Source organism: Sphingobacterium sp. HJSM2_6 (assembly GCF_049316305.1).
Taxonomy (GTDB): domain Bacteria; phylum Bacteroidota; class Bacteroidia; order Sphingobacteriales; family Sphingobacteriaceae; genus Sphingobacterium.
Genome location: NZ_JBMOXB010000020.1, coordinates 38,264 through 62,632, shown reverse-complemented (window position 1 = coordinate 62,632; position 24,369 = coordinate 38,264). Strand labels below are relative to the sequence as shown.

Here is a 24,369-nt window from a genome sequence, read left to right as displayed (position 1 = left end):
GGGATCTCCTTGGTCTAGTTCGGCGTTTGCATGGCAAGCTCTTTAGGAAATTGGAGAAAATTCAGGCATCGCTTGAATTTTCTCTAATTTTCGTTTATAGCTAAAATGCATTTTTCCACATCATACTCTCTACTGGACGTATGGTTTTGCTATTATATTTTGCGTTTCCTTTACTGTTGTACAAGGTTTCAATATCACCCTCCACCACAAAGTAAATAAGCTGACCAATAGGCATTCCTGCATAAACTCTTACAGGCTGCGCGACAGAAATTTCTAAAGTCCAAGTATTACAGAAACCTACATCTCCTTTTCCTGCTGTCGCATGGATATCAATACCTAATCGTCCTGTACTGGATTTACCTTCTAAGAATGGGACATGCCCGTGGGTTTCGGTATATTCCAAGGTCACCCCTAAATATAACATGCCCGGCATGAGCACAAATCCATCCGCTGGAATTTCAAAATGTTGAATTTGATTATGCTTCTTCGCATCTAACACTTCATCTACATAGGTGGCTAGGTATTTGCCTAAGTGTACGTCATATGAATTTGTTCCTAAACATTTGCGATCGAATGGTTCAATTACAATGCTGCCTTGCTCTATTTCTTCTAAAATTCTTTTGTCTGATAATATCATATGCTGAAGCTCATTTACTGCCTTTTAGCAGGATTCAAAAATACATTATTGCCTTTACTCCTACAAATATTAAATAGTCAAGGGCTTTTATAAAATTCCAAGTGGCATGCTGATTAAAAAATTGTTAATGTCACGGAAATATGCAGGGTATACATGATGGAATTCAGGTGACAAAATACTACATTTGACTATGGCACTAGCTTATTTAAAGGAAATAAATGCGGACTGTCGCATTGCTTTATGGAAAATAGAAGAGTCTGAAGCAGAATTAATCAGCTTTCTGCAATTGGATGATCAGGAAAAGGAAAAATTAAAAACCTTAAGTAAAGGAAAGCGGAAGCAACATTGGTTAGCAACACGGGTATTGTTGCGCTATTTATTGCAAACTACAGATTACATTAATTGTCCTTCGGATCAAAATGGCAAACCTTACCTGCCTGATTTCCCCTACGAAATCTCCTTAACCCACTCCTTCGATTATGCAGGTGTCATGCTTAATGCGAAAGGCATGTGTGGCATAGACTTGGAAATCGTTAAAGACAAGGTTATCCGAATTAAAAATAAATTCCTCAAAACGGAGGAACTTAGTCACCTACAGGAAGAAAATTATGTGAATCAACTGTATGCCTGTTGGTGTGCCAAAGAAGCCTTATACAAACTGCAGGGTAATAAAGGCGTATCCTTTTTAAACCACATGACCGTTCAACCTTTTGAATACCAAGCGTCTGGATCCATGGAGGTGTTACTGCAAGTAAACGATTCCACCCAAACTTATCAGGTGCATTATGAACGTTTTCAGGAGTATATGATTGGGTATGTGATGGAATAAGGTTTACTCATCCAATCGCTCTTGCAAATAGTCTTGTTTTAATGATAAGCGTTTATTGGCTTTGTATATGCGCACGGCAATGAGAAAGTAGGCCAATAGCAATGGCCCAAAAACCAAACCGATAAGCCCAAATAATGGTATTCCGATAATCACACCTACTACGGTAATAATGGGATGAATGTCTCCGACTTTCTTGGCTATAATCAACCGCAACACATTATCGATATTAATAACTAAAACAAAACCCCAGATTAATAATCCTGTACCTTGCCATGTTTGGCCTTCGGAGAGTAAAATGATGGCCGCAGGTACAAAAATCAATGGTGGCCCAAGTAAAGGGATAAACGATAGAATGGCACATATGACGCCCCAAAACAGGGGATCTTTGGCCCCGAATATATAAAACCCTAAGGCTAAACAAGCCCCCTGGATGATCGCTATAATGGTCTGCCCAATAATATTGGAATAGGTGATGTTTTTAAGCTCTTCTCCGAACACATAAGCCTTCTCGTCATCGAAGGGTAGGTAATGGATGAGACTTCCTTCAAAGCCCTTATAACCTGTAAACAAGAAATAAAGTAGAAAGTACATCACAGTAATTTCTAAAAATGCGTTGGCTGCAGTTCCCAATGCGGATGTTAAGAGTCCGCCAAAGTAGGAGGAGCTATCTTCTAACTGTTTTTGAATTAAATCCGGTTGACCGATTTTATCGCCAACGAAATGGTTGATGGAATCCATTACCCGTTGAATCCATTGCGGATTCTGCTGTAACTCAATCGCTTTGTTAATGAGCATTTTTCCAATTCCTACAAATGGCAATACAATAATAAATATGGAAATAATGATAATTACTATCGCAGAAAGCGGTTTAGGCCAATGCCAACGCTCGATAAAATAGATATTTAAATTGCGGAACAGGGTATACATAATAAGGGTTCCCAAAATGGCTTCGAATATCCCCGAGGTTGCATAAAGAATGATACCTCCTAGAATCAACACAATGATTAGGATAATAATATTCCGTTCCTTTTGCGAAAAAACATCATTATTGTTCATAACTTAATTTGTAAATAGTTTGAATAGGTCTGTGTATTAGTGTTACTCTCAACAGTAATAAATAACAAATTCAGCAATTTGTTTTAAGACCTCCTATTTTTTACGACGATGTGGATAGACAAGCGATTATCGAGTACATCGCCTCGTTAACAAGTTAATCGGAGGGTAGGAATCAGCTGGGCACCAATCCTATTGAGTCGAATGGTTATTGATCCTAAGTATTTTAGAATCTATAGTTTCATAGGCTTGGGTTAAAATTTAGGATTTCGCTTTTCTAAGAACGCTTGTACGCCTTCTGCAAAATCAGGACTATGAAAGCACTGTCCGAAAGCTTTTATCTCTTGTTCAAATCCATCTACGGCATTGTTATCCTGGGCATTGATCGCTTGTATGGCTGCAGAGATCGCAGTTTTAGAACGGGTATATATTTTTGACAGGATGGATTGTCCGGTTTGAATTAATTCCTCGACTTCTACGACATGATTGACTAATCCCCATTGTAAGGCTTCTTGTGCAGTCAACATATCGCCCGTAAGAATCATTTCCATAGCTTTGCCTTTCCCTATTAAAGCGGTCAACCGCTGTGTACCTCCATATCCTGGAATCAATCCTAAGGACACTTCGGGTAAGCCTACTTTTGCTTGGCTAGAGGCAATCCGAATATGACAGGACAAGGCTAATTCTAAACCTCCTCCTAATGCAAAACCGTTTATAGCTGCTAAAACAGGCTTTGAAAAATTGGCAATCTTATCCATAAGCTCATGGCCATATCGGGCTAAAGCTATTCCTTCCTCCGGAGATTTATCTTGAAATTCTGAGATGTCTGCTCCAGCAACGAAAGCCTTGCTTCCAGAGCCTGTAAGTAACACCCCCCATACTAAGGGATTGTTCTCCAACGCTTGGAATGCTTGTTTGAGCTCTGTAATGGTTGCATAATTTAACGCATTCAATTTGGCTTCTCGATGAATATAGATCGTAGCAGTATGACCTTCGTGTTGGATGAGTAAATTTTGATAAGACATGGTTAGAAATTTATGTTTACAGATACTCGAATTCTATCTTTCGTACTATTGGGATAATTCGCATAGCTAAGCCTTTTGACATATTCTACCCGCAACACTCGCAAGATATTGTCTAAACCTACCGAACCTTCCCAATATGGGGTATTATTTAATACTTGGGTTATAATTTCCCCATCGTTATTTTTATCAAAATGAACAACATCTTGACTTAGGTAAGGATTGTTATGATCACTCAACTTTCCGTAAAACATCTGAGCTCCCCATACTTCCCGTAATTTAAGGTTTTTTATCAATGGAATCTTATTGAGTAGAAACCCTTGCAATTGATGGTAAAACCCTAACTTCAGGTATTCATCCGCCGCAAACTCCATCGGGTTCATGAGGTCATAATCTACCTTGTGACGATCTTCCTTTTGTCGCACATTTGGTAGTTCTAATAATGGATATGGTAAGGTTCCCCATATTTTCCCAGCCGTCAATTGCACATCAGCAAATCCAAGTTGGTTTAAGAATAGTCGCTTGGATGCGGAAGCCCTAAATTTCTCGTACGGATAGGACGTGTTCCAAAGACCGGCTAAACTTCGCGTATAGCTAACATTAAAAACTGGATAGCGCTCTACAATTGACCTTCTTGTTAGGTTACGATAAAAAAACTTCTCATTGGGTGCCCAACGCAGGTCAACCTGCGCCTCATTGCTGTAGATTTGGCGAAGCAATTGATCGGGATCTGCACTGCTTACCAGCCTTAAATCACCCACGGTGTTTCTATTCATATGGGTGAGGCTTGTCGATACACTGATATGGTTTCCAAATTCGATAACATGCTGTAATTGATAAGCCTTGGTATCAAACCATTTGGTCGGACTATTTCTACGTATGGATCTAAAAAAACTATCGCCTTTTAGATAAGATAGGCCCATCCCAGGTTCTAAAATGTCATGCTGGATTGCTGCCTCTATATAATGTGCAGGAAATTTAACTACAGAATTTCCATTTAAGGAAACGGCGCCCTTCAAATAATATTTCAATCGTTCGTCCCGTAATCCATAGGCCAAATACCCCTCTAAATAGGCTTTATCGGTTAATTCTTGGGTTGTCCTTCCACCTATCCTAAAGCGATTGCCCTCTATGTTATTTCTGCTGTACAGGTACTCTAATGGCCCTAACTCCAGTTTGCCTAATACGTAATATCCCTGTGCCAATAAATACCCTGTAGCCAATAATGCGTTGAAACTTTTCTTATTGTTTAAGCGTTCGATGTTTTCATAGGTTTTCGCTTCAGCGCTATTTAAATTGATAGGTCTTTCCAAAGTGCCTTGTTCTGCATTCGCCAACACTTCAACGGGAGCTCCACGAAATATTTGTTCTGGAAATGGCTGGTTAAGTCGATAATTCGTATTGATAGAGGTTCTATTGGCGAAGAATGATTCCCCTTTGCGTATACCAAAGCTAGCGAAGAATTGGGTACTGTCCAATAGCATGATTCCTTGTTCTTGTTTACTGTAATGGAAAGAAATAGTCCCTTCTTTTAGGAAATTTAAATTGCTATTTTCACTAATGGCCATTTCAGCCGACTTAACGGCATAGGATCCATCCATAGCAATGGTTAAAGTGCCTTTAAATAACAAATCAATATCGTTTCTTGGTTCAAAAGCTAATTGAATAAAATACCCTTCTTTATTGAAGACGGTATCGGTCAAATAATAGCGATAATAGAGTTTTGCATTATCTGCAATAGGGCTTAAAAATTGTTTGTTTATCACAAAAACACTTTCATCGTATACATCTACAGGTTGGAACATGTAGTTCATAAACTCCTGAATATTGGGGTTATTGATGTATCGCTTGTTAAATTCTGTTTTCTTTTGGCTATATATCTGCTTTTTAAATTTGGAAGGATTTTGCTTTCCATATACATGTGCATTACTTTCTTCTAAAAATACAGTCAACAGCTTTTTATCAGCAATACTATTGCTATCAATGTTTTCGAACAAGAAATTTAAGTCCAGTAATCCTCTTTCAAAAGTAGCTTTGGGATTTAAAAACCCAAACTTCAGCTTGTCGTATTGGTTGAATTGCAAGCTGTCTTTGCCAGTTAACCTATTTTTATATTTATGGTCTATAACCAAATCGATTAATTCGACAGCTTTATTATTTTTATTAGTATACTTTCCTCGATGGGTAATGGAAATCGCCTCAATAACACTGGAAGTAGACTCCAAGGCAATTACCCAATCCTTCAAATCCGATGGAATTTGAATTATCTGAGTCTTATAGCCCAAAGCTTGAATGATTAGCGCCTTATTCGATAGCTTGGCTGATAATTGAAATTTACCTAGACTATCGGTAGATGTGCCGATATTGCTATTGGTATATGAGATGCTTGCACCGGCTAAAGGTAAGTCAGTTTCTTTATCTACAACTAAGCCTTTAATTAAGGATTGAGCATATATAGCATTCTCTGAGAGGCTCAGAACAGAGAATAAAAGTATTAAGAAACCATAAAATCGTACTCCTCTCATAAATCAACTGGATTATTATAAAGATACAATTTGTTGCGAAAGTTCAAATTATTAAACGAAAAAAGGCACAACATAAATGTTGTGCCTTGTAAATATCTTGTGAAATCTTTCTGCTATTATAGCAAACCCAATATGGTATTGGGAAATACCCCCAATATAATGGTTAATAAGACTGCAATAAAAAATACAACTTTATAATTCATGGACAAGGTTAATACTTCTTCATGTTCTTGCTTCATGAAATACATGTGAACTACCACACGCAAATAATAATATACAGAAACTGCGGCATTTATAGCGGCTAACACCAAGAGTACCGTATGGTAATCACTCATCACATTGCTAAACATAATGAATTTGCCAATGAATCCTGCCGTTAATGGAATACCGGCCAAAGATAGCATCGCAATAGTTAATGCAAAAGCTAATCCTGGATTTGTCTTCCCCAGTCCATTGAATGACTCAAACTGATCCGATCCGATGTGTTTCTTTAATAACATTAATGATCCAAAAGCAACAATGGATGCTAATCCATAGGCTATGGAATACGTCAAGATGCCTGATGCAGAATTAGGCCCAATTGAAAGAATAGCAAATAACATATACCCCGCATGGGAGATACTGGAATAAGCCATCATACGCTTGAAACTGGTTTGCATCAATGCACTAATATTCCCAACAAACAGCGTCAAGATCACGACAGTTAACAAAATCGGTGTCCAGAATTCATTTAAAGGAATTAAAACCGTACTAAATAATCGCAAAAATCCAGCGAAAGAAGCAATTTTAACCACCGTACTCATAAAGCTAGTGATTAGAATTGGTGCGCCATCATAGACATCCGGAGTCCAAAAATGGAATGGAGCTACGCCCACTTTAAAACATAAACCTACCAGTAACAATAGAATTCCCGCATAGAATAATGGGGATATAGCGGTAGGATTATCAATAACATATTGCTTAATGGCTAACAAATCAAATGATCCTGTAGCACCGTACATTAATGTGATACCGAACAATAAGAAACCTGTTGAAAAGGCTCCCATTAAAAAATACTTTAATGCGGCCTCATTGGAATTTTTGTCCCTTCGGCGAATACCCACCAATATGTACAAAGCAACAGACATAATTTCAATACCGATAAACAACATCGCGAAATTATTATAGCTGCAGACCATTAATGCTCCTGTCAACGAAAACAAGATTAAGGTATAATACTCCGCAATATTATCTGAGATACTTTTAAAGTATTCTTTGGAAAGAAATAAGATTAGAATCGTTAACGAAATACAAACGATGGAGAAAGACAATGCAAAATGGTCAAATAATACCATCCCTTTGTACAAAGGCTCTGCCACTTGATTCCATGCGCACACCTCAAAAGCTAATGCAGCAACTAATCCTAATATACTCACAGGTAACAACGCATTCTTTGCTTTGAACAAGCCTAAATACAGCACTAAAATACCTAAAAGAGAAAGTGTGATAATCGCACCCATAATATATTGTTAAACTTGTTCTATTTAATTTGTTGTAATAATTGTCCTACTGATGCTTCTGATAAATGCAATAATCCATTTGGAAATACACCTAAAACGATAACCAAGGTTGAAATAATTAATAAGACAAGAACTTCAAATCCTTTCACATCAGAAACCTGTTGATATGCTACATCCAATGGACCAAGCATGGTCTTTTGAAATAATCTCAACATATATATTGCTCCAAAGATTAATGTTGTACCTCCGAAAACGGCGTACCATAACCCATATTCAGGAACAGCAAAAATACCTTTCAATAATAAAAATTCACCGATGAAACCATTTGTTAATGGCAGTCCAATAGCACCCATCAGAATAATTAAAAAGAACGTCGCAAGGATTGGCATTTTAGAAGCCAAACCTCCCAAGTCTGTCATATTACGGACGTTTGTTCTGTTTTGAATTATATCAATAATGAAGAAAAGGCCTACAACAGATATACCATGATTTACGGCCTGTAAAATCGCACCCTGTAAACCTTCTTGCGTAAAGGAGAAAATACCCGCGGAGATTAATCCAACGTGTGCAATGGATGAATATGCAATTAAACGTTTAGCGTCTTTGATTTTAAATGCGATAATGGAACCATATACAACACCAATAACACATAGGATCAGTGCCACGTGTGCATAACTAGCGACCGCCGAAGGTACCAAAGGCAATAACCAACGTAACAAACCAAAAATACCCATCTTCAACATGATACCTGACAGTAACATCGTTCCCGCAGCGGGTGCATGTGTATACGTGTCCGGTTGCCAAGTATGAAAAGGAAATAATGGAATCTTTATAGCAAATGCTACAAAAAATGCCCAGAATATCCAGCGTTGCGAAGCATCAGTTAAAGTTAAGGAGGTCAAGGTAGTCCAAGATAAATCTTTAGCACCTGTCTGTTGGTATAAATATATGATGGCAATCAACATTAACAAACTGCCGAAAAAGGTATAAATAAAGAATTTAAGATTAATTCTTATGCGATCACCCTCACCCCATAAAGCACAGATAAAATATATAGGTATTAAAGCCGCTTCCCATCCTACATAGAATGAAAAGGCATCTAAGGAGATAAATACCAAGACAAGCCCCGCTTGCATAAAGGATATTAACGCATAAAAGTTCCCCTTCTTGGCATGTCCAAAGCTTGACAAAATAATTAGCGGTATTAATCCATTCGTAAGTAACAACATCGGTAGACTAATTCCATCTATACCTATTTTAAATTCTATACCTAAATTGGCAATCCATGTCCATGACTGCGCAAATTGAATCGATGCGTCAGGAACAAATTGACATAGAAATGGTATCGTTAAAATAAGTTGTAGCAATGACAACACGAAAGCAACCCATCGGGAAGCATTGCTGTTTATAAATGCCAGAATAATAGCACTTACAACCGGTAATAATAGCAGTATAAAAAGGTTATCCATTGATTCCTAAAATTCTGTTCTAGATGGTAAATAATCCGTAAAGCATGAAGGCAATAACCCCAATTACCATCATAAAAATATAAAACCCTACGTGTCCCGTTTGTAAAAGACGAATTCCTTTACCCGAAGACACAAACATATCGCCAAGCCCATTAATTAGGCTATCGATACCAGCACGATCGACGAACTTATAAAGCACCTTGGAAAGACCATTTAATGGCTTTACAAATACGCTGTCGTATAGTTCATCAATATATAGTTTATTATAGGATAGGCGCTGTAAAAGACCTTGCGGCTCCTCGGAGCTCTTGCTTGCGTCCAATTGATTTGATTTCGCAAATCGATTATAAGCTATAACCGCCATGATGATTGCTCCTAAAGCGGATGCACCCATCAACAAATACTCCGTTTGGTGCGATAAGTGAAATGGTTCAGCAATAGCATTGGTTTGTGCAAATACTGGTGCTAAGAATTCTTTCAACCAATTTCCACCGTGTAGAGCTTCTGGAATATTCAACAATCCCGCTACCGCTGCCAATATGGCCAACACAATCAGTGGCAAGGTCATCGGCCAAGGAGATTCATGCAAGTGTTTCTTTTGAACCTCTGTTCCTCTAAATGAAGAGAAAAAGGTAAGGTACAATAAACGAAACATATAAAATGCAGTACACAATGCGCCTAAGAAACCTAACACCCAAAACACCGGACTAGATACAAAGGCATAAGCTAGAATCTCATCCTTAGAAAAGAATCCTGATAAAGGAGGGATACCCGCTATAGCAATCGTTCCTATTAGCATCGTCACATAAGTAACTGGCATAAACTTCTTCAAGCCACCCATAGAGCGCATATCTTGCTCATTACTCATGGCATGTATTACAGAACCAGCTCCTAAAAATAACAGCGCTTTAAAGAAAGCATGCGTCAATACGTGGAAAAAAGCACCTGTAAAAGCTCCAACCCCTAATCCTAAAAACATATAGCCTAGTTGAGATACCGTGGAATAAGCTAATACTTTCTTGATATCATTTTGAGTGATTGCAATAAATGCCGCCAACAGTGCCGTTGCAACACCAATAATAGCAATGATTTGCATTGTTATCGGAGACAGGGTAAACATGATATTTGAACGTGCAATCATATATATTCCGGCCGTCACCATCGTCGCTGCGTGAATAAGTGCCGATACGGGTGTAGGGCCAGCCATTGCATCTGGCAACCAGGTGAACAATGGTATTTGAGCAGATTTACCGGTTGCTGCTACAAATAACAATAAGGTTATAACTAACAAGGTACTATCGCCCATTGGCAAAAGACCCGCTTGCCCTAAAACCTCATTGAATTCTAAAGAACCAAAATTTGCTAATATGAAAAACAAGGCGATTAGAAATCCTAAATCTCCTATTCTATTCATTACAAAGGCCTTTTTTGCCGCCTTAGCATAGCTAGTGTTTTTATACCAAAATCCGATTAACAAGTAAGAACACAATCCTACGCCTTCCCAACCGATAAACATCACTAAATAATTAGAACCTAGGACCAATAGGAGCATAAAAAACACAAACAAGTTTAAGTAGGCAAAATACTTACCAAAACCTGTATCATTAGCCATATAAGCCGAAGAATAAAGGTGAATTAAAAACCCTACTCCTGTAATAATTAACAGCATAATGGAACTCAATGGATCCACCAAAAAGCTCAAATTGATACTTAAACTACCAACTGTGAACCAATTAAAAATTTCTTTACTGAATTCAGCAGTCTCACCAAGTTGTCTGGCATCCCAAACTTCCTTAAACAATCCACAACTCAATAAAAAGGAAACCAATATGACTCCACAACCAACCACCGAGATGACGATTTTTGGAAGCATATTTCTTAGCAACCCCAACACGACAAATCCTAGAAAAGGAATCAGTGGTATAAGCCAAATTAAATCTATCATATTCAATATCTTTCTTTATTCTAAAAAATTACCACCTTAATTTATTCAAGGACTCAATATCCACTGATTTCGTATTCCGATACACCATAATGATGATGGCTAAACCAACTGCTACTTCAGCAGCTGCCAATGCCATGATAAAAAAGACAAATACTTGTCCACTAGGATCGCCACGATAGGCAGAAAATGCTGCTAGCAATAGGTTTACCGAATTTAACATCAACTCGATAGACATCATGATGATGATGACATTGCGTCTAATCAATACACCAATAATACCTATGACAAAGATGATGCTGCAAAATATCAGATAATGGTTCAGGGGTATTCCCTGCATATTTTGAATGAGACTATCCATGTTTTTCTACTCGTGAATCTTTTTTAGCTAATAAAACTGCGCCAATCATCGCCGTCAATAACAGTATTGAAGAAATCTCAAATGGCAATAAAAAATCGCTAAATAATACTTTACCTAAGTTTTTAACTAAGCCGATGTTTTCATGTGCTTCTACAAAGCCATTATTCGTTTCAATTACTTTAAATGCGCCTAAGAATGTCGCTAACAAACACATCCCAGCTATTGCGCCCATAAACTTCACTAAATTTGACTTCATGGGTTCCGTTTCTTTATTCAAATTCAAAAGCATCAGAACAAATAGGAAAAGAACCATGATTGCGCCCATATAGACGATAAAGTTTACCACAGCAAGAAACTGCGCATTTAACAAAATGTAATGAACAGTAAAGGTGAAAAAGGTGATAACCAAATATAACACACTATGCACCGGATTTTTTGTAAAGATGGTCATCAATGCAAAAAATATAGACAAGAATGCTACAAAATAAAATATAGTCATGATTTAGTTTGTTGTTTTTGCTGGTGATAACTGCGTAATATCAAACTTTGCTTCCAGCAATTTATCTTTACCATAAATAAAATCTTTCCTCAAATAATCTGCTGTCACATGGCTACCATCCAAATAAATCGCTTCTTTAGGACAGGCCTCTTCGCACAATCCACAAAAAATGCAACGCAGCATATTAATTTCATAAACTACAGCATATTTCTCTTCGCGGTATAATTCCTCTTCTCCTTTTTTACGTTCTCCCGCAGTCATGGTAATCGCTTCAGCAGGGCAAGATAATGCACATAAACCACAAGCGGTACAACGCTCACGTCCCAATTCATCCCGTTTTAAAGAGTGTTGGCCTCTAAAATTCTTAGAATACGGACGAACTTCCTCGGGGTATTTAACCGTAGGTATTTTTTTAAAAAAGTGCTTGATAGTTATCGACAAACCTTTGGCAATAGCGGGCAAATAAATGCGCTCCCAAAAATTCATTGGTTTCTGTTCAAGTACCTTTTTTCTATTTGATAATGATTGCATAATCAGTGTCAGATTAAAAATAAGTGTCTTTAATAATAGTAATGACTCCTGTCAAAACAATATTGGCTATTGCCAAAGGGATCAGCATTTTCCATCCTAAATTCATCAATTGATCATACCGGAATCGCGGCAATGTCCAACGAATCCACATGAAGAAAAAGATAAATCCAAATATTTTTAAGAAGAATACCAGTACGCCTATGATTGTTATCCAATTCTCCGAAAGACCTAAATCATACATAAATGGAAAATTATATCCCCCAAAATATAAGGCCGCCATTAATGAAGAAGAAACAAACATATTAATGTATTCCGAAAACATGTAAAGTCCAAGTTTCATCGACGAATACTCCGTATGATATCCACCAACCAGTTCCGTCTCACATTCCGGTAAATCAAAAGGAACCCGATTACATTCCGCGAAGGCACAAGTGATGAATATTAAAAAACCCAAAGGTTGTACCCAGATATTCCAATTCACAAATCCTGATTGTTGCGCCACAATTTCACCAATAGAAAGTGTTTGAGTCACCATTAGCAAAGCAATGATAGAAAGACCCATAGCAATTTCATAACTGATACTTTGCGATGCAGCACGAATAGCCCCCATTAAGGAGAATTTATTATTCGAAGCCCAACCTCCCAACATGATTCCATATACCCCCAGTGCGATCACACCGAAGATGTATAAAATACCTACATTCACATCAGCCACCTGCAGCGAAACTGCACGGTCACCGATCGTTAAAGTCTGTCCCCATGGAATTACTGCCGAACTAATACATGCGGTTATTATCGCAATAGTAGGACCTAAGATAAACAACCCCTTATGAGCGCCAGCAGGGATAATCTCTTCTTTAAAAAAGAATTTCCCGCCATCACATAAAGGCTGTAATAAACCAAATAATCCGGCACGGTCTGGACCGTAACGGTCTTGCATAAAACCAGCAATTTTACGTTCTGCTAAGGTAGAATACATCGCAATTACAAGCGTTACGACGAAAACAATAACAACTAAAATTAACTTTTCTATTATAAAGGCTGTTTCCATTTTGTCCGTTGTTATTTTAATTTTTCAGATCTCGCAAACTGCTCCACATTAGCTTCCTGCAACAAAGGGTTATCCTTAATTACCGGTGGAGGGTTAAATGCATAATAATGATTAGAAGCGATCACCGATTGCTCACTAACCGGAGTTGGCTCTTCCAATTTCCAGTCATTGGTATGTTTCTTATCAAAACGACAGGTATTGCAGATAAACTCATCCACTTCATCAAACTCATCCTTTCTACCCGTAACACGGATTACATCCGTACCTTTGTACCATAAAGTAACATTTCCAGAACAAGTAGGACAATCCCGATGCGCATTCACAGGCTTAGTAAACCATACCCTATTTTTAAATCGGAAAGTTTTATCTGTCAATGCCCCAACCGGACAAACATCAATCACGTTACCGATAAAATCATGATCCAATGCGTTTTCAATAAAAGTAGAAATTTCCGCATGGTCGCCTCGGTTAAGAATACCATGTTCTCTTTTCTCTGTTAACTGATTTGCCACAAATACACAACGATAACATAGAATACAGCGATTCATGTGTAATTGGATTTTATCCCCTATATCAATTCGATCAAACGTACGACGTTCAAACTCATACCGTGTTTGATCAGATCCATGTTCATATCCTAAATCTTGAAGCTTACATTCGCCCGCTTGGTCACACACTGGACAATCCAGTGGATGATTAATGAGTAACATTTCAACAACCGCTTTCCGAGCTTCCAACACTTCTGATGAGGTAATGTTGAGCACCTCCATCCCATCCATCACGGTGGTTCTACATGAAGCAACCAATTTAGGCATAGGTCGAGGATCTTTTTCAGAACCCTTACTTACTTTCACCAAACAAGTACGGCATTTACCACCGCTACCCTCTAATTTAGAGTAATAGCACATCGCTGGAGGCACCACTTCCCCCCCAATTTGTCTTGCTGCATTTAATATCGTAGTACCTGGAGCAACCTCTAATGGAATGCCATCGATACTTACTTTGAACTTTTGTATTTCTTCTGCCATGAGTAATCTTTCCTTAAAGATGCCCTACTTATTCCAATACAGGAACTAACGGATCCGCATAATGTGCTAAACCATAATTTCTTGATAATGCCTCTTGCGGATGTTGAATATGCCATTCAAACTCGTCTCTAAAATGACGAATTGCTGCAGCCACAGGCCATGCCGCAGCATCACCTAGTGGACATATGGTATTACCTTCGATTTTTCGTTGAATTTCCCACAACAAATCGACATCTTCCATACTGCCATAGCCGTTCTCAATCTTATGCAAGATTTTTTCCATCCAGCCAGTACCTTCCCGACAAGGAGAACACTGTCCACAACTTTCGTGACGATAAAACCGCGTATAATTCCAAGTATTGCGCACTATACATTGATCCTCATCAAATGCGATGAAACCTCCAGAACCCATTGCAGTACCGCTTACAAAGCCGCCATCCGCCAAGGATTCATAAGTCATCAAACGAGCATCACCTTTTATTGTTTTAGTAACTAAATTTGCAGGCAATATAGGCACAGACGATCCTCCGGCCACTACAGCCTTCAGTCGCTTACCATTGGCTATACCAGCACAATATTCATCTGAATAAATAAACTCTTCCACTGACAAGCCCATTTCAATTTCATAAACCCCAGGTCTCACTAAATTTCCTGAAGCTGATATCAATTTGGTTCCAGTACTTCGCTCGATACCAATTTTTGCATACTCTTCACCACCATCATTCACAATTGGAACAGTCGCTGCTATCGACTCCACATTATTTACCACTGTTGGACAGCCATATAATCCTGCAACAGCTGGAAAAGGAGGTTTAATTCTTGGGTTACCACGCTTGCCTTCTAGAGATTCTAAAAGGGCCGTTTCTTCACCACAGATATATGCACCACCACCAGGTTGAACATAGATCTCCAAATCGTAACCTGTACCTAATATATTTTTACCTAAAAAACCCGCAGCTTTAGCTTCAGCAATTGCTTTTTCCATAATGCGGATTTGAGGCATCATTTCCCCACGAATATAGATATAGGAGGTATTAGCCCCTAGCGCATAACTCGATACAATCATACCTTCAATCAAGGCATGAGGGATATGAGTCATCAAATATCGATCTTTAAATGTACCAGGTTCAGATTCATCCCCATTACACACCAAATAACGCGATACGCCCTCTGGTTTTGCCAAAAAACTCCATTTCATGCCTGTCGGAAAACCCGCACCACCACGACCACGAAGACCAGATTTCTTGACCTCCTCCACAACATCCTCTGGAGTCATACTTTTTAAGGCTTTTTCTACGGCACGGTATCCTCCTTTTTCGCGATATACTCCGAAACCTTGGATACCTGGCACTCCGATATGTTCTAATAATAACTTACGTCCCATAGTGCTAAGCCTTATTTAATGATTGATCTTTCAAATTACCTATCAACTCATCTACACTTTCGGTAGTTAAGTTTTCATAAAATGTATAGCTTGGGCCAATTTGTAAAACAGGGCCAAAACCACAGGCTGCTAAACATTCCACACCTCTCCAAGAAAACAAGCCATCTGCAGTCACTTCCCCTTCCTTAACCCCCAATTTCTCTTCCAGGTGATTCATGATTTTCTCAGCTCCTACTAAACAGCAAGGACCTGTACGGCATATTTCAAGCAAATATTTACCTTGAGGCTGCAACAGGTACATGGTGTAAAATGTTGCTACTTCATAAACTTCGATAGGTTGAATATTTAAAAACAAAGCCACTTTATCCATCGCATCCACACTCAGCCATCCATATTCCTCTTGTACTAAATGCAATATGGGTAAAAGTGCCGATTTCTGTTTCCCTTCTGGATACCGAGACACCACTTCTGAAAATTTATTCAAAAGCGCTGCTGAAAATTCGACTATAAGATTTTCTTTAACACTAAGCATCTAATTCTCCTGCTATAACATTTAAACTACTCATATTTAATATCGCATCAGAAAGAAGCATTCCGCTACTCATTGGCGCAAACATTTGATAATTGATAAAAGAAGGTCTTCTAAAATGTAGACGATAAGGCGTACGCCCACCATCATGGATCAAATAAAAACCTAACTCCCCATTTGCACCTTCCACCGCATGGTATACCTCATCCTTTGGAGCGTCCCATTCACCCATTACAATTTTGAAATGGTAAATCAAGGCTTCCATATTCGTATACACCTGCTCTTTCGGAGGTAAGTAAAATGCGGGTACATCTGCATGAAAAACACCCTTCGGCTCTTTTTCAATTTTTTCTAATGCTTGTTTAATGATGCGCATAGACTGCCACATCTCTTCGTTCCGCACCATAAAACGATCATAAACATCGCCATTGGTTCCAACTGGAATGTCAAAGTCAAACTCTTCATAAGAACAGTATGGAGAATGCGCACGAACATCGTAATCTACACCTGTAGCACGTAATATTGGACCAGACCAACTATAAGCCAATGCTTCTTCAGGCGTTACTGAAGCTACATTAGAGGTCCGCTCTATAAAAATTCTATTCCGATCAAATAAATCTTGAAATTCCCGCAATACTGGAGGGAAACGCTCTAAAAACTCATTGATTTTTTCAAAGGCTACCGCATTAAAATCACGTTCAAAACCTCCTATACGACCTATATTGGTCGTTAAACGTGCGCCGCAAATTTCTTCGTAAATCTCGTAAATAAATTCACGCTCTTGCATCACATACAAGAAACCGGAGAACGCACCCGTATCCACACCCAATATACCGTTGCAAATAATATGATCCGCTATTCGAGCTAATTCCATCACAATCACACGCATATACTGAACGCGTTTAGGGATTTCAATGTCCAAAAGCTTTTCCACGGTCATATGCCAACCCATATTATTGATCGGTGAAGAACAATAATTCAAGCGGTCTGTCAATGGGGTTATTTGGTAAAAAGGTCTATGTTCTGCGATCTTTTCAAATGCTCTGTGAATATATCCAATAGTTGATACCCCACTCACAATACGTTCCCCATCAATTTGAACTACATTTTGAAACACACCATGCGTAGCAGGATGCGTAGGCCCTATATTTAGGGTTAGTAATTCATCTTGAGGATCATTATCGTCAAAAACAGGGGAATTGTGGGATATTCTGGTAATAGGTTTACTCATTGCTCTGTATCACTTAACGTCCAAAATAAAAATCCTTCTTATCTACCCGATTAGGATCTTCCAAAGGATATTCCTTACGCATCGGAAAAACGTCTAAATCATCCATATTCAAGATTCTCCGAAGATCTGGATGACCCGCAAAGTTAATTCCGTAAAAATCATAAGTCTCCCGTTCCATCCAATTCGCACCTAACCACACTGTAGTAGCCGAAGGAATTGTCAAATCTTCTTTAGCAAGAAATACTTTAATCCGTATACGAAGGTGATAGACTAAACTATGCACATGATAAACCACGGCAAACGATTGCTCCAAATTTGGATAATGTACTGCGGTAATATCAGTTAGGTAGATAAATTGTAAGGTCTCATCCGTTTTAATCCAAGATAAAAGGTCGATGATGGTCTCTCTATCCGTTTCTATGGTTAATAATCCCTTAGGCTCAGAAACATTTGCGATATGACCTGCAAATTTAGTCTGTAGCTTTTCTAGGACTAGTTCATTTGTCAACTTATCCATTATCTGTTACTATTCCGTATTGTTCCAATAATGCCTTATACTCTGGAGTATTTCTTCTATTTAAGGATTCGCTTTTTACAATATCCTGTAATCTTAGCACCCCGTCTAAAATCGCTTCTGGTCTTGGGGGGCATCCAGGCACATATACATCTACTGGTATAATCTCATCGATCCCTTGCAAAACTGAATAAGTATCGAAAATACCGCCACTAGATGCACAAGCTCCAACAGCAATTACCCAACGTGGTTCTGCCATTTGTACATAAACTTGTTTAAGTACTGGGGCCATTTTCTTAGCGATAGTTCCCATGACCAATAACATATCCGCCTGACGAGGAGAGAAACTTGGTCTTTCCGCACCAAAACGAGCTAAATCATAGGTAGAACCCATCGTCGCCATAAATTCAATTCCACAACATGACGTTGCAAATGGCAATGGCCACAAGGAATTTGCCCTTGCCAATCCGATTGCTTTATCCAATGTTGTCGCAAAAAATCCCGCTCCTTCTACACCTGGAGGTTTATCTGCCAATGTTATATTGCTCATTGTGTTAATTAGCTTATCATAGATTTGGATGTTTTTAATCCCAATCCAATGCTTTCTTTTTAATGATGTAAATAAATCCTAATAGCAATAAGCCCATGAACACGAACATTTCAATCAGTCCTTCCCAACCGAATTCCCTAAAGTTAACGGCCCATGGATACATAAAAATGACCTCAATATCAAAAATCACAAAGAGAATAGCGACTAAAAAATATTTAATGGAAAATGGTTGTCTAGCGTTTCCGATCACTTCCACTCCAGATTCAAAAGAACCTAATTTATTTTCTGTACGAACTTTCGGACCTATTAAATGGGTACCAATAATGGTGGTGACACCAAAACCTACGGCCACTGCCAGTTGTATTAGGATAGGGATATAATCTACAGACGTGCTCTGCCCAGTTATCTCAGTCATATTTAGTTTCTGTCTATTAGTAGTGTAGCAAATTTAACAAAAACTGCTAATAAAAAAAGGGACTGTTATCAGTAACAGTCCCTTTTTTGTTATTTTGAATCATTATAAATTACAAAGCTTCAATCATTTGCTTTGCCAATTCATCTTCTGGTTTAATTTTCAATGTTTCCGCAAAATGTTGTTTTGCTTTTTCATTATCACCTTTCAAATAAGCAAAATAACCAATGTAATTATGGGCATCAGCCGCATAAACATTATTATTTGCATCTTGCTTAGTCGAAGCAGCGATAGCTGCTAATAACTGAGTGAAAGAGTCTACAAAAATACCTTTTGCATTTTCTGGATCATTAATAACATTATCCAATGCTAATTCCGATAAACCTTTGAAGTATAAAGAAGGAATCTTGTACATTTCAACTGCACGAGTTTCAGTCGCAGCTGCTGATAATGACAATGATTTAATCGCTTCTTCCAAATGAGGCTTAGCTTCATTATATTTTGCTGTTGCTTCTTCTGGAGTTAATTCAACGCCATCTTGAGCAGATAATAATTTAGAACCAACACCGTAAGCGATTTGACCTAAATAATAATTCGCATCGGAATAATAATTAGATTTTGGATTCGCAGAAGGTACACGGAATAATTTTTTCGCAGTTTCCAAATCACCTTCTTGATATCTTAAGAAAGCCATCTCTGAAACCTCTGCGTCTAAATCCTCATCTTCCCCTTGCTTAGCAATGGCATCTTTAATTAATTGTTGACCTTTTGCTTCATCACCAGCAATTACTTCAGACATACCTGCAAAATAGAAATCTCGCGCGATTAAACGACTAGGATCTACTTTAGAAAATAGCTCCGTCATATATTCTTTAGCTTTCGCATAATCCTTATCTTGGGTAAATGCAATATATCCTAAATAACGGAATACTTTAGAATCTACACCTGGCATCGTAGATAATTCTTGAGAAACTGTTTTCAATTCATCATAGTTTCCTGAATATACCAAGAAGTCAGCATAACGAACTTTTGCCTCTACTGAGTTATCACCTGTCAAGGATAAATACTTTTTGTAATTTTCAACCGCTTGTTGGTTAATTTCACGGTATTTCGCTTGTTCAGAATCCGGTAATTTTAAAGAAGACAAGTAATAAGTCTCTGCCAATTCACGGTAAATAGGTCCGTAGTTAGGATTTTCAGCCGCTAAAGCGTTCAAATCTTCAAAAACGACATCGTAAGCTTGCGCTCTTCTCGAAATAATCGCTTGACCAATTTTAGGAGCTAATAACTGATCGTCTAACGCTAAAGCTTCACGGTATGCCACGAATGCAGGGCTACTTTCACGAAGTCCAGCATAAGCATCACCGATTGCAGTAGGCACCAAAGGATCCTTAGCATTCATTTCTTTTGCTTTGGTCAGGTATTCTAAGGCTTTTTTATAATCAGGTTTTGGCGCTTCATTATACGCTTTACCTACATAGTAAAGGCTGATATAATCTTTTTTACCTATTCCTTGAGTTGCTTCTGAAAATTTTTGTTCAGCAGCACTTGCATTACCTTTTTCAAGGTCTACAATACCCAAACCTATTAAATTTAATTTTTCTTTAGGAGCATTGGTAACTCCTTGTTGAAATACGATAGCAGCAGAATCTACTTTATCATTTATTAAGTGAATTTGCCCTAAATAAAAATAATTCTCTCCATCTTTAGCCTTCTTCTCAACCAACTGTTGCAAAATTCCCTTCGCTTTTCCATATTGCTCCGTTTCAATTGCAGCCTTTGCATCCTTCAAGCTTTGTGCGTTTACTGTTCCAACAGCTCCCGCTAATAAAAGGCTTAAAAATAATTTGCTGTTTGTCATAATCTATTTTTTACTCTTTGTTATAAACTAATTTATGTTATCTCTTATTATAATTTCTCTTCCTGGCATTGTAGCAGGCAATATGCCCGCCTTTAATGCTACCCGTTGTCCACGATCACCGGTTAGAAATGCAGAAAAACCAATCCCCAATCCCATGTTTGGTTGATAATTCAACACATAAAACGTAGTCTTCAATGCGTATTCATCGGTAGCAAAAGTTGTCTGTGAAGGTTTGAAATATGATTCTGTACCATCATCAGCCAATGTTTGAAGGCTTAAGATACGAAATTTATTTGCTTCTCCAAACTTCCTTCTGTAATCTAAATACTGACCATAGGAAAGAACTCCAATTTGGTTATTATTTTCTGCCAATTGTGTTAATAATTCCTCTGAACTTGTTAAAGGTTTAACAGATTTTGCAGAAATTTTATCCACCTTCGCGTACTCTTTTATTCTTCTCACCATACTTGAATTCAAGTTATCAAACAACAACAGCTTCTCCGTATTCTCTCCATTTAACAATGACTTTAACGTATGAATTGTAATTGAAGTATCTGGCGATGCGATATTATTTACAAAAACAACGCCATCATAGAATATTGGAAAAACTTTAGGTTTAATATTACGTTGTTTAAACCCTGCATTTTCTTCGTCAGAGAGCTCACGCGCTAAAATGCCCATGGCACCCTTCCCTTGAATAATCGCATTGATTGCTTCGCGTTCTGGCAGAGGCAATAACCTAAAATTCGAATTGGTATACGAACTTTTAAATACCTCCATTTGCTCATTGATGATAGGAAATACAGCCTCATCGACAATTATGGTCATTTCGCCCGTAAGAATATCATTGGAACTCGGCACAGATCCTGCCTCTTCGGTTTGACTAGCTTCCTTATTAGAAGTCGTCGAACTCGAGCAAGAATAGGCTAACAGCACAAATGCTAATAAATAGTAAGAATACAAAATTCTACGCATCATATAATTTAGAATATAATTCTACGCTAAGGATTAATTTAATCCCTAAAATTATTTTGCCACAAGCGTGCAAAGCGCATAAATGAATATACAATTAGGAGTATTCCAAAAAGCTTTTTATAGGTTGGATCTATAGTAATGGGGAAATTTTGCCAAAAAACAATTAATAAGCCCAATACCAAATAAAAGCCGAACATGAATAGTCCTAAAATGGACAGAAATCGCTGTGTGGGCGATTTCTGTCTAAAAGTTTTCTTTATTGAAGGATTCGCCATGACGAATTACATTTGCGATAAGTCTAAGCGGATCGGCAATGAATATTTCACAGGTACCTTACGACCATTTTGAACCGCAGGGTTCCATTTTTTTGATTTTTTCAATGCATTAACGGCCGCATTACCAATACCGTGTGACAAATCTCTATCAATTTTGATATCAGTAACTTGTCCTGTTCTATCAATGACAAAAGAAAGTTGCACAGTACCTTTCACACCAGCTTCAATAGCCGCTTGTGGGTATACTAAGTTGTTTTGTACAAAGGTACGGAAAGCGTTAATACCGCCTGGATATTCAGCTGGTACTTCAACCGCCTCAAAATCGTACACTTTGTTTGCATCACCATCAGGAGATCCAGTAGTAGAACCTGTAATAGCTCCCTCTACTTTTTTACTTCCAAATTCACCTGGAGGAACTGCTGTACCACCTGGTGTACCTTTTAAAGTCAACCTAGCTGGTGTTGCATTTTTCTCTTTGATTTCCTCTTGAGAAACTACTTCTTCAGTAACTTGTCTAGAGTCAACCACTTTAGGCTCCGGAAAACGGATCAAATCTTCTGCAGGAGGATCTTGAGCGATACGCTGAGGTGGCTCTTCTTCTTGTGGAAGAGGCTCTTCTTCTTCCTCCTCTGGTGGTGGCACCAAATCCTCAAGGGTAACTGGAGTTACTATTTGTTGTTCAACAGCCTCCTTCTCAGGAAAGATATTGATATCAAATGCTTTCACAGCTACAAAGAGAAGAACGACAGACGAAACCGAGAATAAAGCAATATTGGTCGCCTTTGGGGCATACTTACGCAAGGCATAAGCTCCATATTCTTTATTTCTATTCTCGAAAACGACATCAAGCCATTCTTTCTTAAATAAGTCTAATTTTGAACCAATCATTTCTTTAACGATTTATATCACTTAGTTAACATTATAAGCTCCATTGGTTTTTAAAACCTCAACCTCTTCAGGTTTAATTTTGGAGATCATATAACGTTTAATATCTGTGATTTTCATTTCATCTAATATGTCTACCAAGTTCAAGTGTACAGATTCGTCACTCGGACGGATAACGACGATTAAGTCTTTACCACCTGTTGCTTGAGGAACTTGCGCTTTTTTCTCTAAAAGAACTTTGCGGATTCCTTCCTTGGTATAATCAACTACTGTTGGAGGTACGATTGGCTTAGCCAATTGTCCGTAATACCACACGATTTTATTGTCAGATCCTAGTAATAAGGTAATTGAACGATTATCCGCAATTTCCAATTCTGGATTTTTTTCCTGAAGATCTTTATTCTTATCAGGCATCGCAATATCCATCGCTTGTGGCTTACTCAACGATGTTGTAAGCATGAAGAATGTAATCAAAAGGAATGCTAGATCCACCATCGCGGTTAAATCTACTTTACCTCCATTTTTCTTCGACCTTACTTTCCCGCCTTTTTTACCACCCCCGCTGTCTTGATTTAATTCTGCCATTTTCTTCTAATTATTGTTCAGTACGTAACCCGGTCACAAAACTAAATTTGTTTTGTTTTTGATTTCTCAAGGTTTCGATGATCAAATTCATAATTGAGTACTTCTCCTTAGCGTCTGCTTTAATCGCCACTTTCATCTGTCCTGGATCCACAAAATTCTTTTCTTTTGCTTCTCTATCGCGATTAAACTCCACAGATGCCATACGTGCTTGCTGAACCCAATGATAAAGTTCATTACTTTCAGTTTCTGTACTATCTACAGGAATACCCGTTTGCACATCTTCTTTACGTTTATCTTTTTCTAATGCTAATAGACCACGTAATTGCTTAATTGGCACCCCGAAATCGTCCATAAACTTAAACTTCTCATAGTCTTCTGCCGAAAACGGAATCTGATATTTTGCAGACATTTGCTTCAAAGTCATTTCCCTAACATTAGGGTTTTTGATTCCGAAGAAAACTTTACCACCGTGTCCCACTGTAATTACTGCCAAATTATCATCTGGTAATTTATCTAAAGTGGTAGACGCTGGTGTATCTACTGGCATCGTTTCTGGCTGACGCGCTGTTGCTGTCAATACGAAGAATGTAAGAAGCAAGAAAGACACGTCACACATCGCAGTCATATCGATGGATGTTCCGGCTCTTTTTATTTTTGCTTTTCCCATTTCTTTTCTTCTTTAATTGTGAATACGCTTATACTTTCATCATAATGATGCGAAA

General features: G+C 38.1%; 24 protein-coding genes. 1 reads left to right on the top strand and 23 read right to left on the bottom strand.

Going from position 1 to position 24,369, the window contains the following annotated elements; genetic code table 11:
• Positions 1–100 precede the first annotated feature (100 nt).
• On the bottom strand, positions 101–637 hold the full coding sequence (gene dcd, locus ACFRAE_RS16050) for a dCTP deaminase (RefSeq protein ID WP_422798188.1): 537 nt from the start codon (positions 635–637) through the stop codon (positions 101–103).
• 190 nt (positions 638–827) lie between these two features.
• Between dcd and ACFRAE_RS16045 the strand changes: the two genes are divergently transcribed.
• A complete protein-coding gene (locus ACFRAE_RS16045) occupies positions 828–1,466 on the top strand; it encodes a 4'-phosphopantetheinyl transferase family protein (protein WP_422798187.1) in 639 nt (212 codons plus the stop codon).
• A gap of 3 nt (positions 1,467–1,469) precedes the next feature.
• Here ACFRAE_RS16045 and ACFRAE_RS16040 read toward each other — a convergent pair whose 3' ends face one another.
• The 22 genes from ACFRAE_RS16040 to ACFRAE_RS15935 all read right to left on the bottom strand — a co-directional run bounded on the left by ACFRAE_RS16040 (position 1,470) and on the right by ACFRAE_RS15935 (position 24,314).
• Positions 1,470–2,522 (bottom strand): AI-2E family transporter, encoded by a 1,053-nt coding sequence (locus ACFRAE_RS16040; RefSeq protein WP_422798186.1) that lies wholly within the window; start codon positions 2,520–2,522, stop codon positions 1,470–1,472.
• A 251-nt stretch (positions 2,523–2,773) separates the two neighbouring features.
• Positions 2,774–3,544 (bottom strand): enoyl-CoA hydratase/isomerase family protein, encoded by a 771-nt coding sequence (locus tag ACFRAE_RS16035; protein WP_422798185.1) that lies wholly within the window; start codon positions 3,542–3,544, stop codon positions 2,774–2,776.
• Positions 3,545–3,546: 2 nt separating this feature from the next.
• Complete coding sequence (locus ACFRAE_RS16030; RefSeq protein WP_422798184.1) at positions 3,547–6,066, bottom strand: DUF5686 family protein; 2,520 nt, start codon at positions 6,064–6,066, stop codon at positions 3,547–3,549.
• A gap of 116 nt (positions 6,067–6,182) precedes the next feature.
• Complete coding sequence (locus ACFRAE_RS16025; protein WP_422798183.1) at positions 6,183–7,565, bottom strand: NADH-quinone oxidoreductase subunit N; 1,383 nt, start codon at positions 7,563–7,565, stop codon at positions 6,183–6,185.
• Between the two features lie 20 nt (positions 7,566–7,585).
• Positions 7,586–9,034: a complex I subunit 4 family protein gene (locus ACFRAE_RS16020; protein WP_422798182.1), complete on the bottom strand. Its 1,449-nt coding sequence runs from the start codon at positions 9,032–9,034 to the stop codon at positions 7,586–7,588.
• A 19-nt stretch (positions 9,035–9,053) separates the two neighbouring features.
• Positions 9,054–10,979, bottom strand: coding sequence for an NADH-quinone oxidoreductase subunit L (gene nuoL / locus ACFRAE_RS16015; protein ID WP_422798181.1), 1,926 nt, complete (start codon positions 10,977–10,979; stop codon positions 9,054–9,056).
• A 28-nt stretch (positions 10,980–11,007) separates the two neighbouring features.
• Entirely contained in the window at positions 11,008–11,337 is a 330-nt protein-coding gene (gene nuoK, locus ACFRAE_RS16010; protein WP_422798180.1) for an NADH-quinone oxidoreductase subunit NuoK, read from the bottom strand.
• Positions 11,330–11,836, bottom strand: a complete 507-nt coding sequence (locus tag ACFRAE_RS16005) for an NADH-quinone oxidoreductase subunit J (protein WP_422798179.1) — start codon at positions 11,834–11,836, stop codon at positions 11,330–11,332. The genes nuoK and ACFRAE_RS16005 overlap by 8 nt, the downstream gene beginning before the upstream one ends.
• A gap of 3 nt (positions 11,837–11,839) precedes the next feature.
• Positions 11,840–12,367, bottom strand: coding sequence for a NuoI/complex I 23 kDa subunit family protein (locus ACFRAE_RS16000; protein WP_422798178.1), 528 nt, complete (start codon positions 12,365–12,367; stop codon positions 11,840–11,842).
• A 13-nt stretch (positions 12,368–12,380) separates the two neighbouring features.
• Positions 12,381–13,418: an NADH-quinone oxidoreductase subunit NuoH gene (gene nuoH / locus ACFRAE_RS15995; protein ID WP_422798177.1), complete on the bottom strand. Its 1,038-nt coding sequence runs from the start codon at positions 13,416–13,418 to the stop codon at positions 12,381–12,383.
• A gap of 11 nt (positions 13,419–13,429) precedes the next feature.
• Positions 13,430–14,446: a 2Fe-2S iron-sulfur cluster-binding protein gene (locus tag ACFRAE_RS15990; protein WP_422798176.1), complete on the bottom strand. Its 1,017-nt coding sequence runs from the start codon at positions 14,444–14,446 to the stop codon at positions 13,430–13,432.
• Between the two features lie 28 nt (positions 14,447–14,474).
• A complete protein-coding gene (gene nuoF, locus ACFRAE_RS15985; RefSeq protein ID WP_422798175.1) occupies positions 14,475–15,830 on the bottom strand; it encodes an NADH-quinone oxidoreductase subunit NuoF in 1,356 nt (451 codons plus the stop codon).
• Between the two features lie 4 nt (positions 15,831–15,834).
• A complete protein-coding gene (gene nuoE, locus ACFRAE_RS15980; protein ID WP_422798174.1) occupies positions 15,835–16,362 on the bottom strand; it encodes an NADH-quinone oxidoreductase subunit NuoE in 528 nt (175 codons plus the stop codon).
• Complete coding sequence (locus ACFRAE_RS15975; protein WP_422798173.1) at positions 16,355–17,590, bottom strand: NADH-quinone oxidoreductase subunit D; 1,236 nt, start codon at positions 17,588–17,590, stop codon at positions 16,355–16,357. The genes nuoE and ACFRAE_RS15975 overlap by 8 nt, the downstream gene beginning before the upstream one ends.
• Positions 17,591–17,603: 13 nt before the next feature.
• Complete coding sequence (locus tag ACFRAE_RS15970; RefSeq protein ID WP_422798172.1) at positions 17,604–18,107, bottom strand: NADH-quinone oxidoreductase subunit C; 504 nt, start codon at positions 18,105–18,107, stop codon at positions 17,604–17,606.
• Positions 18,100–18,654 (bottom strand): NADH-quinone oxidoreductase subunit B, encoded by a 555-nt coding sequence (locus ACFRAE_RS15965; RefSeq protein WP_422798171.1) that lies wholly within the window; start codon positions 18,652–18,654, stop codon positions 18,100–18,102. The genes ACFRAE_RS15970 and ACFRAE_RS15965 overlap by 8 nt, the downstream gene beginning before the upstream one ends.
• A gap of 34 nt (positions 18,655–18,688) precedes the next feature.
• Positions 18,689–19,069, bottom strand: coding sequence for an NADH-quinone oxidoreductase subunit A (locus ACFRAE_RS15960; RefSeq protein WP_422798170.1), 381 nt, complete (start codon positions 19,067–19,069; stop codon positions 18,689–18,691).
• A 109-nt stretch (positions 19,070–19,178) separates the two neighbouring features.
• Entirely contained in the window at positions 19,179–20,927 is a 1,749-nt protein-coding gene (locus ACFRAE_RS15955) for a tetratricopeptide repeat protein (RefSeq protein WP_422798169.1), read from the bottom strand.
• A 27-nt stretch (positions 20,928–20,954) separates the two neighbouring features.
• The gene (locus tag ACFRAE_RS15950; RefSeq protein ID WP_422798168.1) at positions 20,955–21,905 is read right to left on the bottom strand and encodes a PstS family phosphate ABC transporter substrate-binding protein; all 951 of its coding nucleotides are present in this window, start codon (positions 21,903–21,905) and stop codon (positions 20,955–20,957) included.
• Positions 21,906–22,183: 278 nt separating this feature from the next.
• Positions 22,184–23,065, bottom strand: a complete 882-nt coding sequence (locus ACFRAE_RS15945; protein WP_422798167.1) for an energy transducer TonB — start codon at positions 23,063–23,065, stop codon at positions 22,184–22,186.
• Between the two features lie 21 nt (positions 23,066–23,086).
• The gene (locus ACFRAE_RS15940) at positions 23,087–23,647 is read right to left on the bottom strand and encodes an ExbD/TolR family protein (protein ID WP_422798166.1); all 561 of its coding nucleotides are present in this window, start codon (positions 23,645–23,647) and stop codon (positions 23,087–23,089) included.
• Positions 23,648–23,657: 10 nt separating this feature from the next.
• Positions 23,658–24,314 (bottom strand): ExbD/TolR family protein, encoded by a 657-nt coding sequence (locus ACFRAE_RS15935; RefSeq protein WP_422798165.1) that lies wholly within the window; start codon positions 24,312–24,314, stop codon positions 23,658–23,660.
• Positions 24,315–24,369 lie beyond the last annotated feature (55 nt).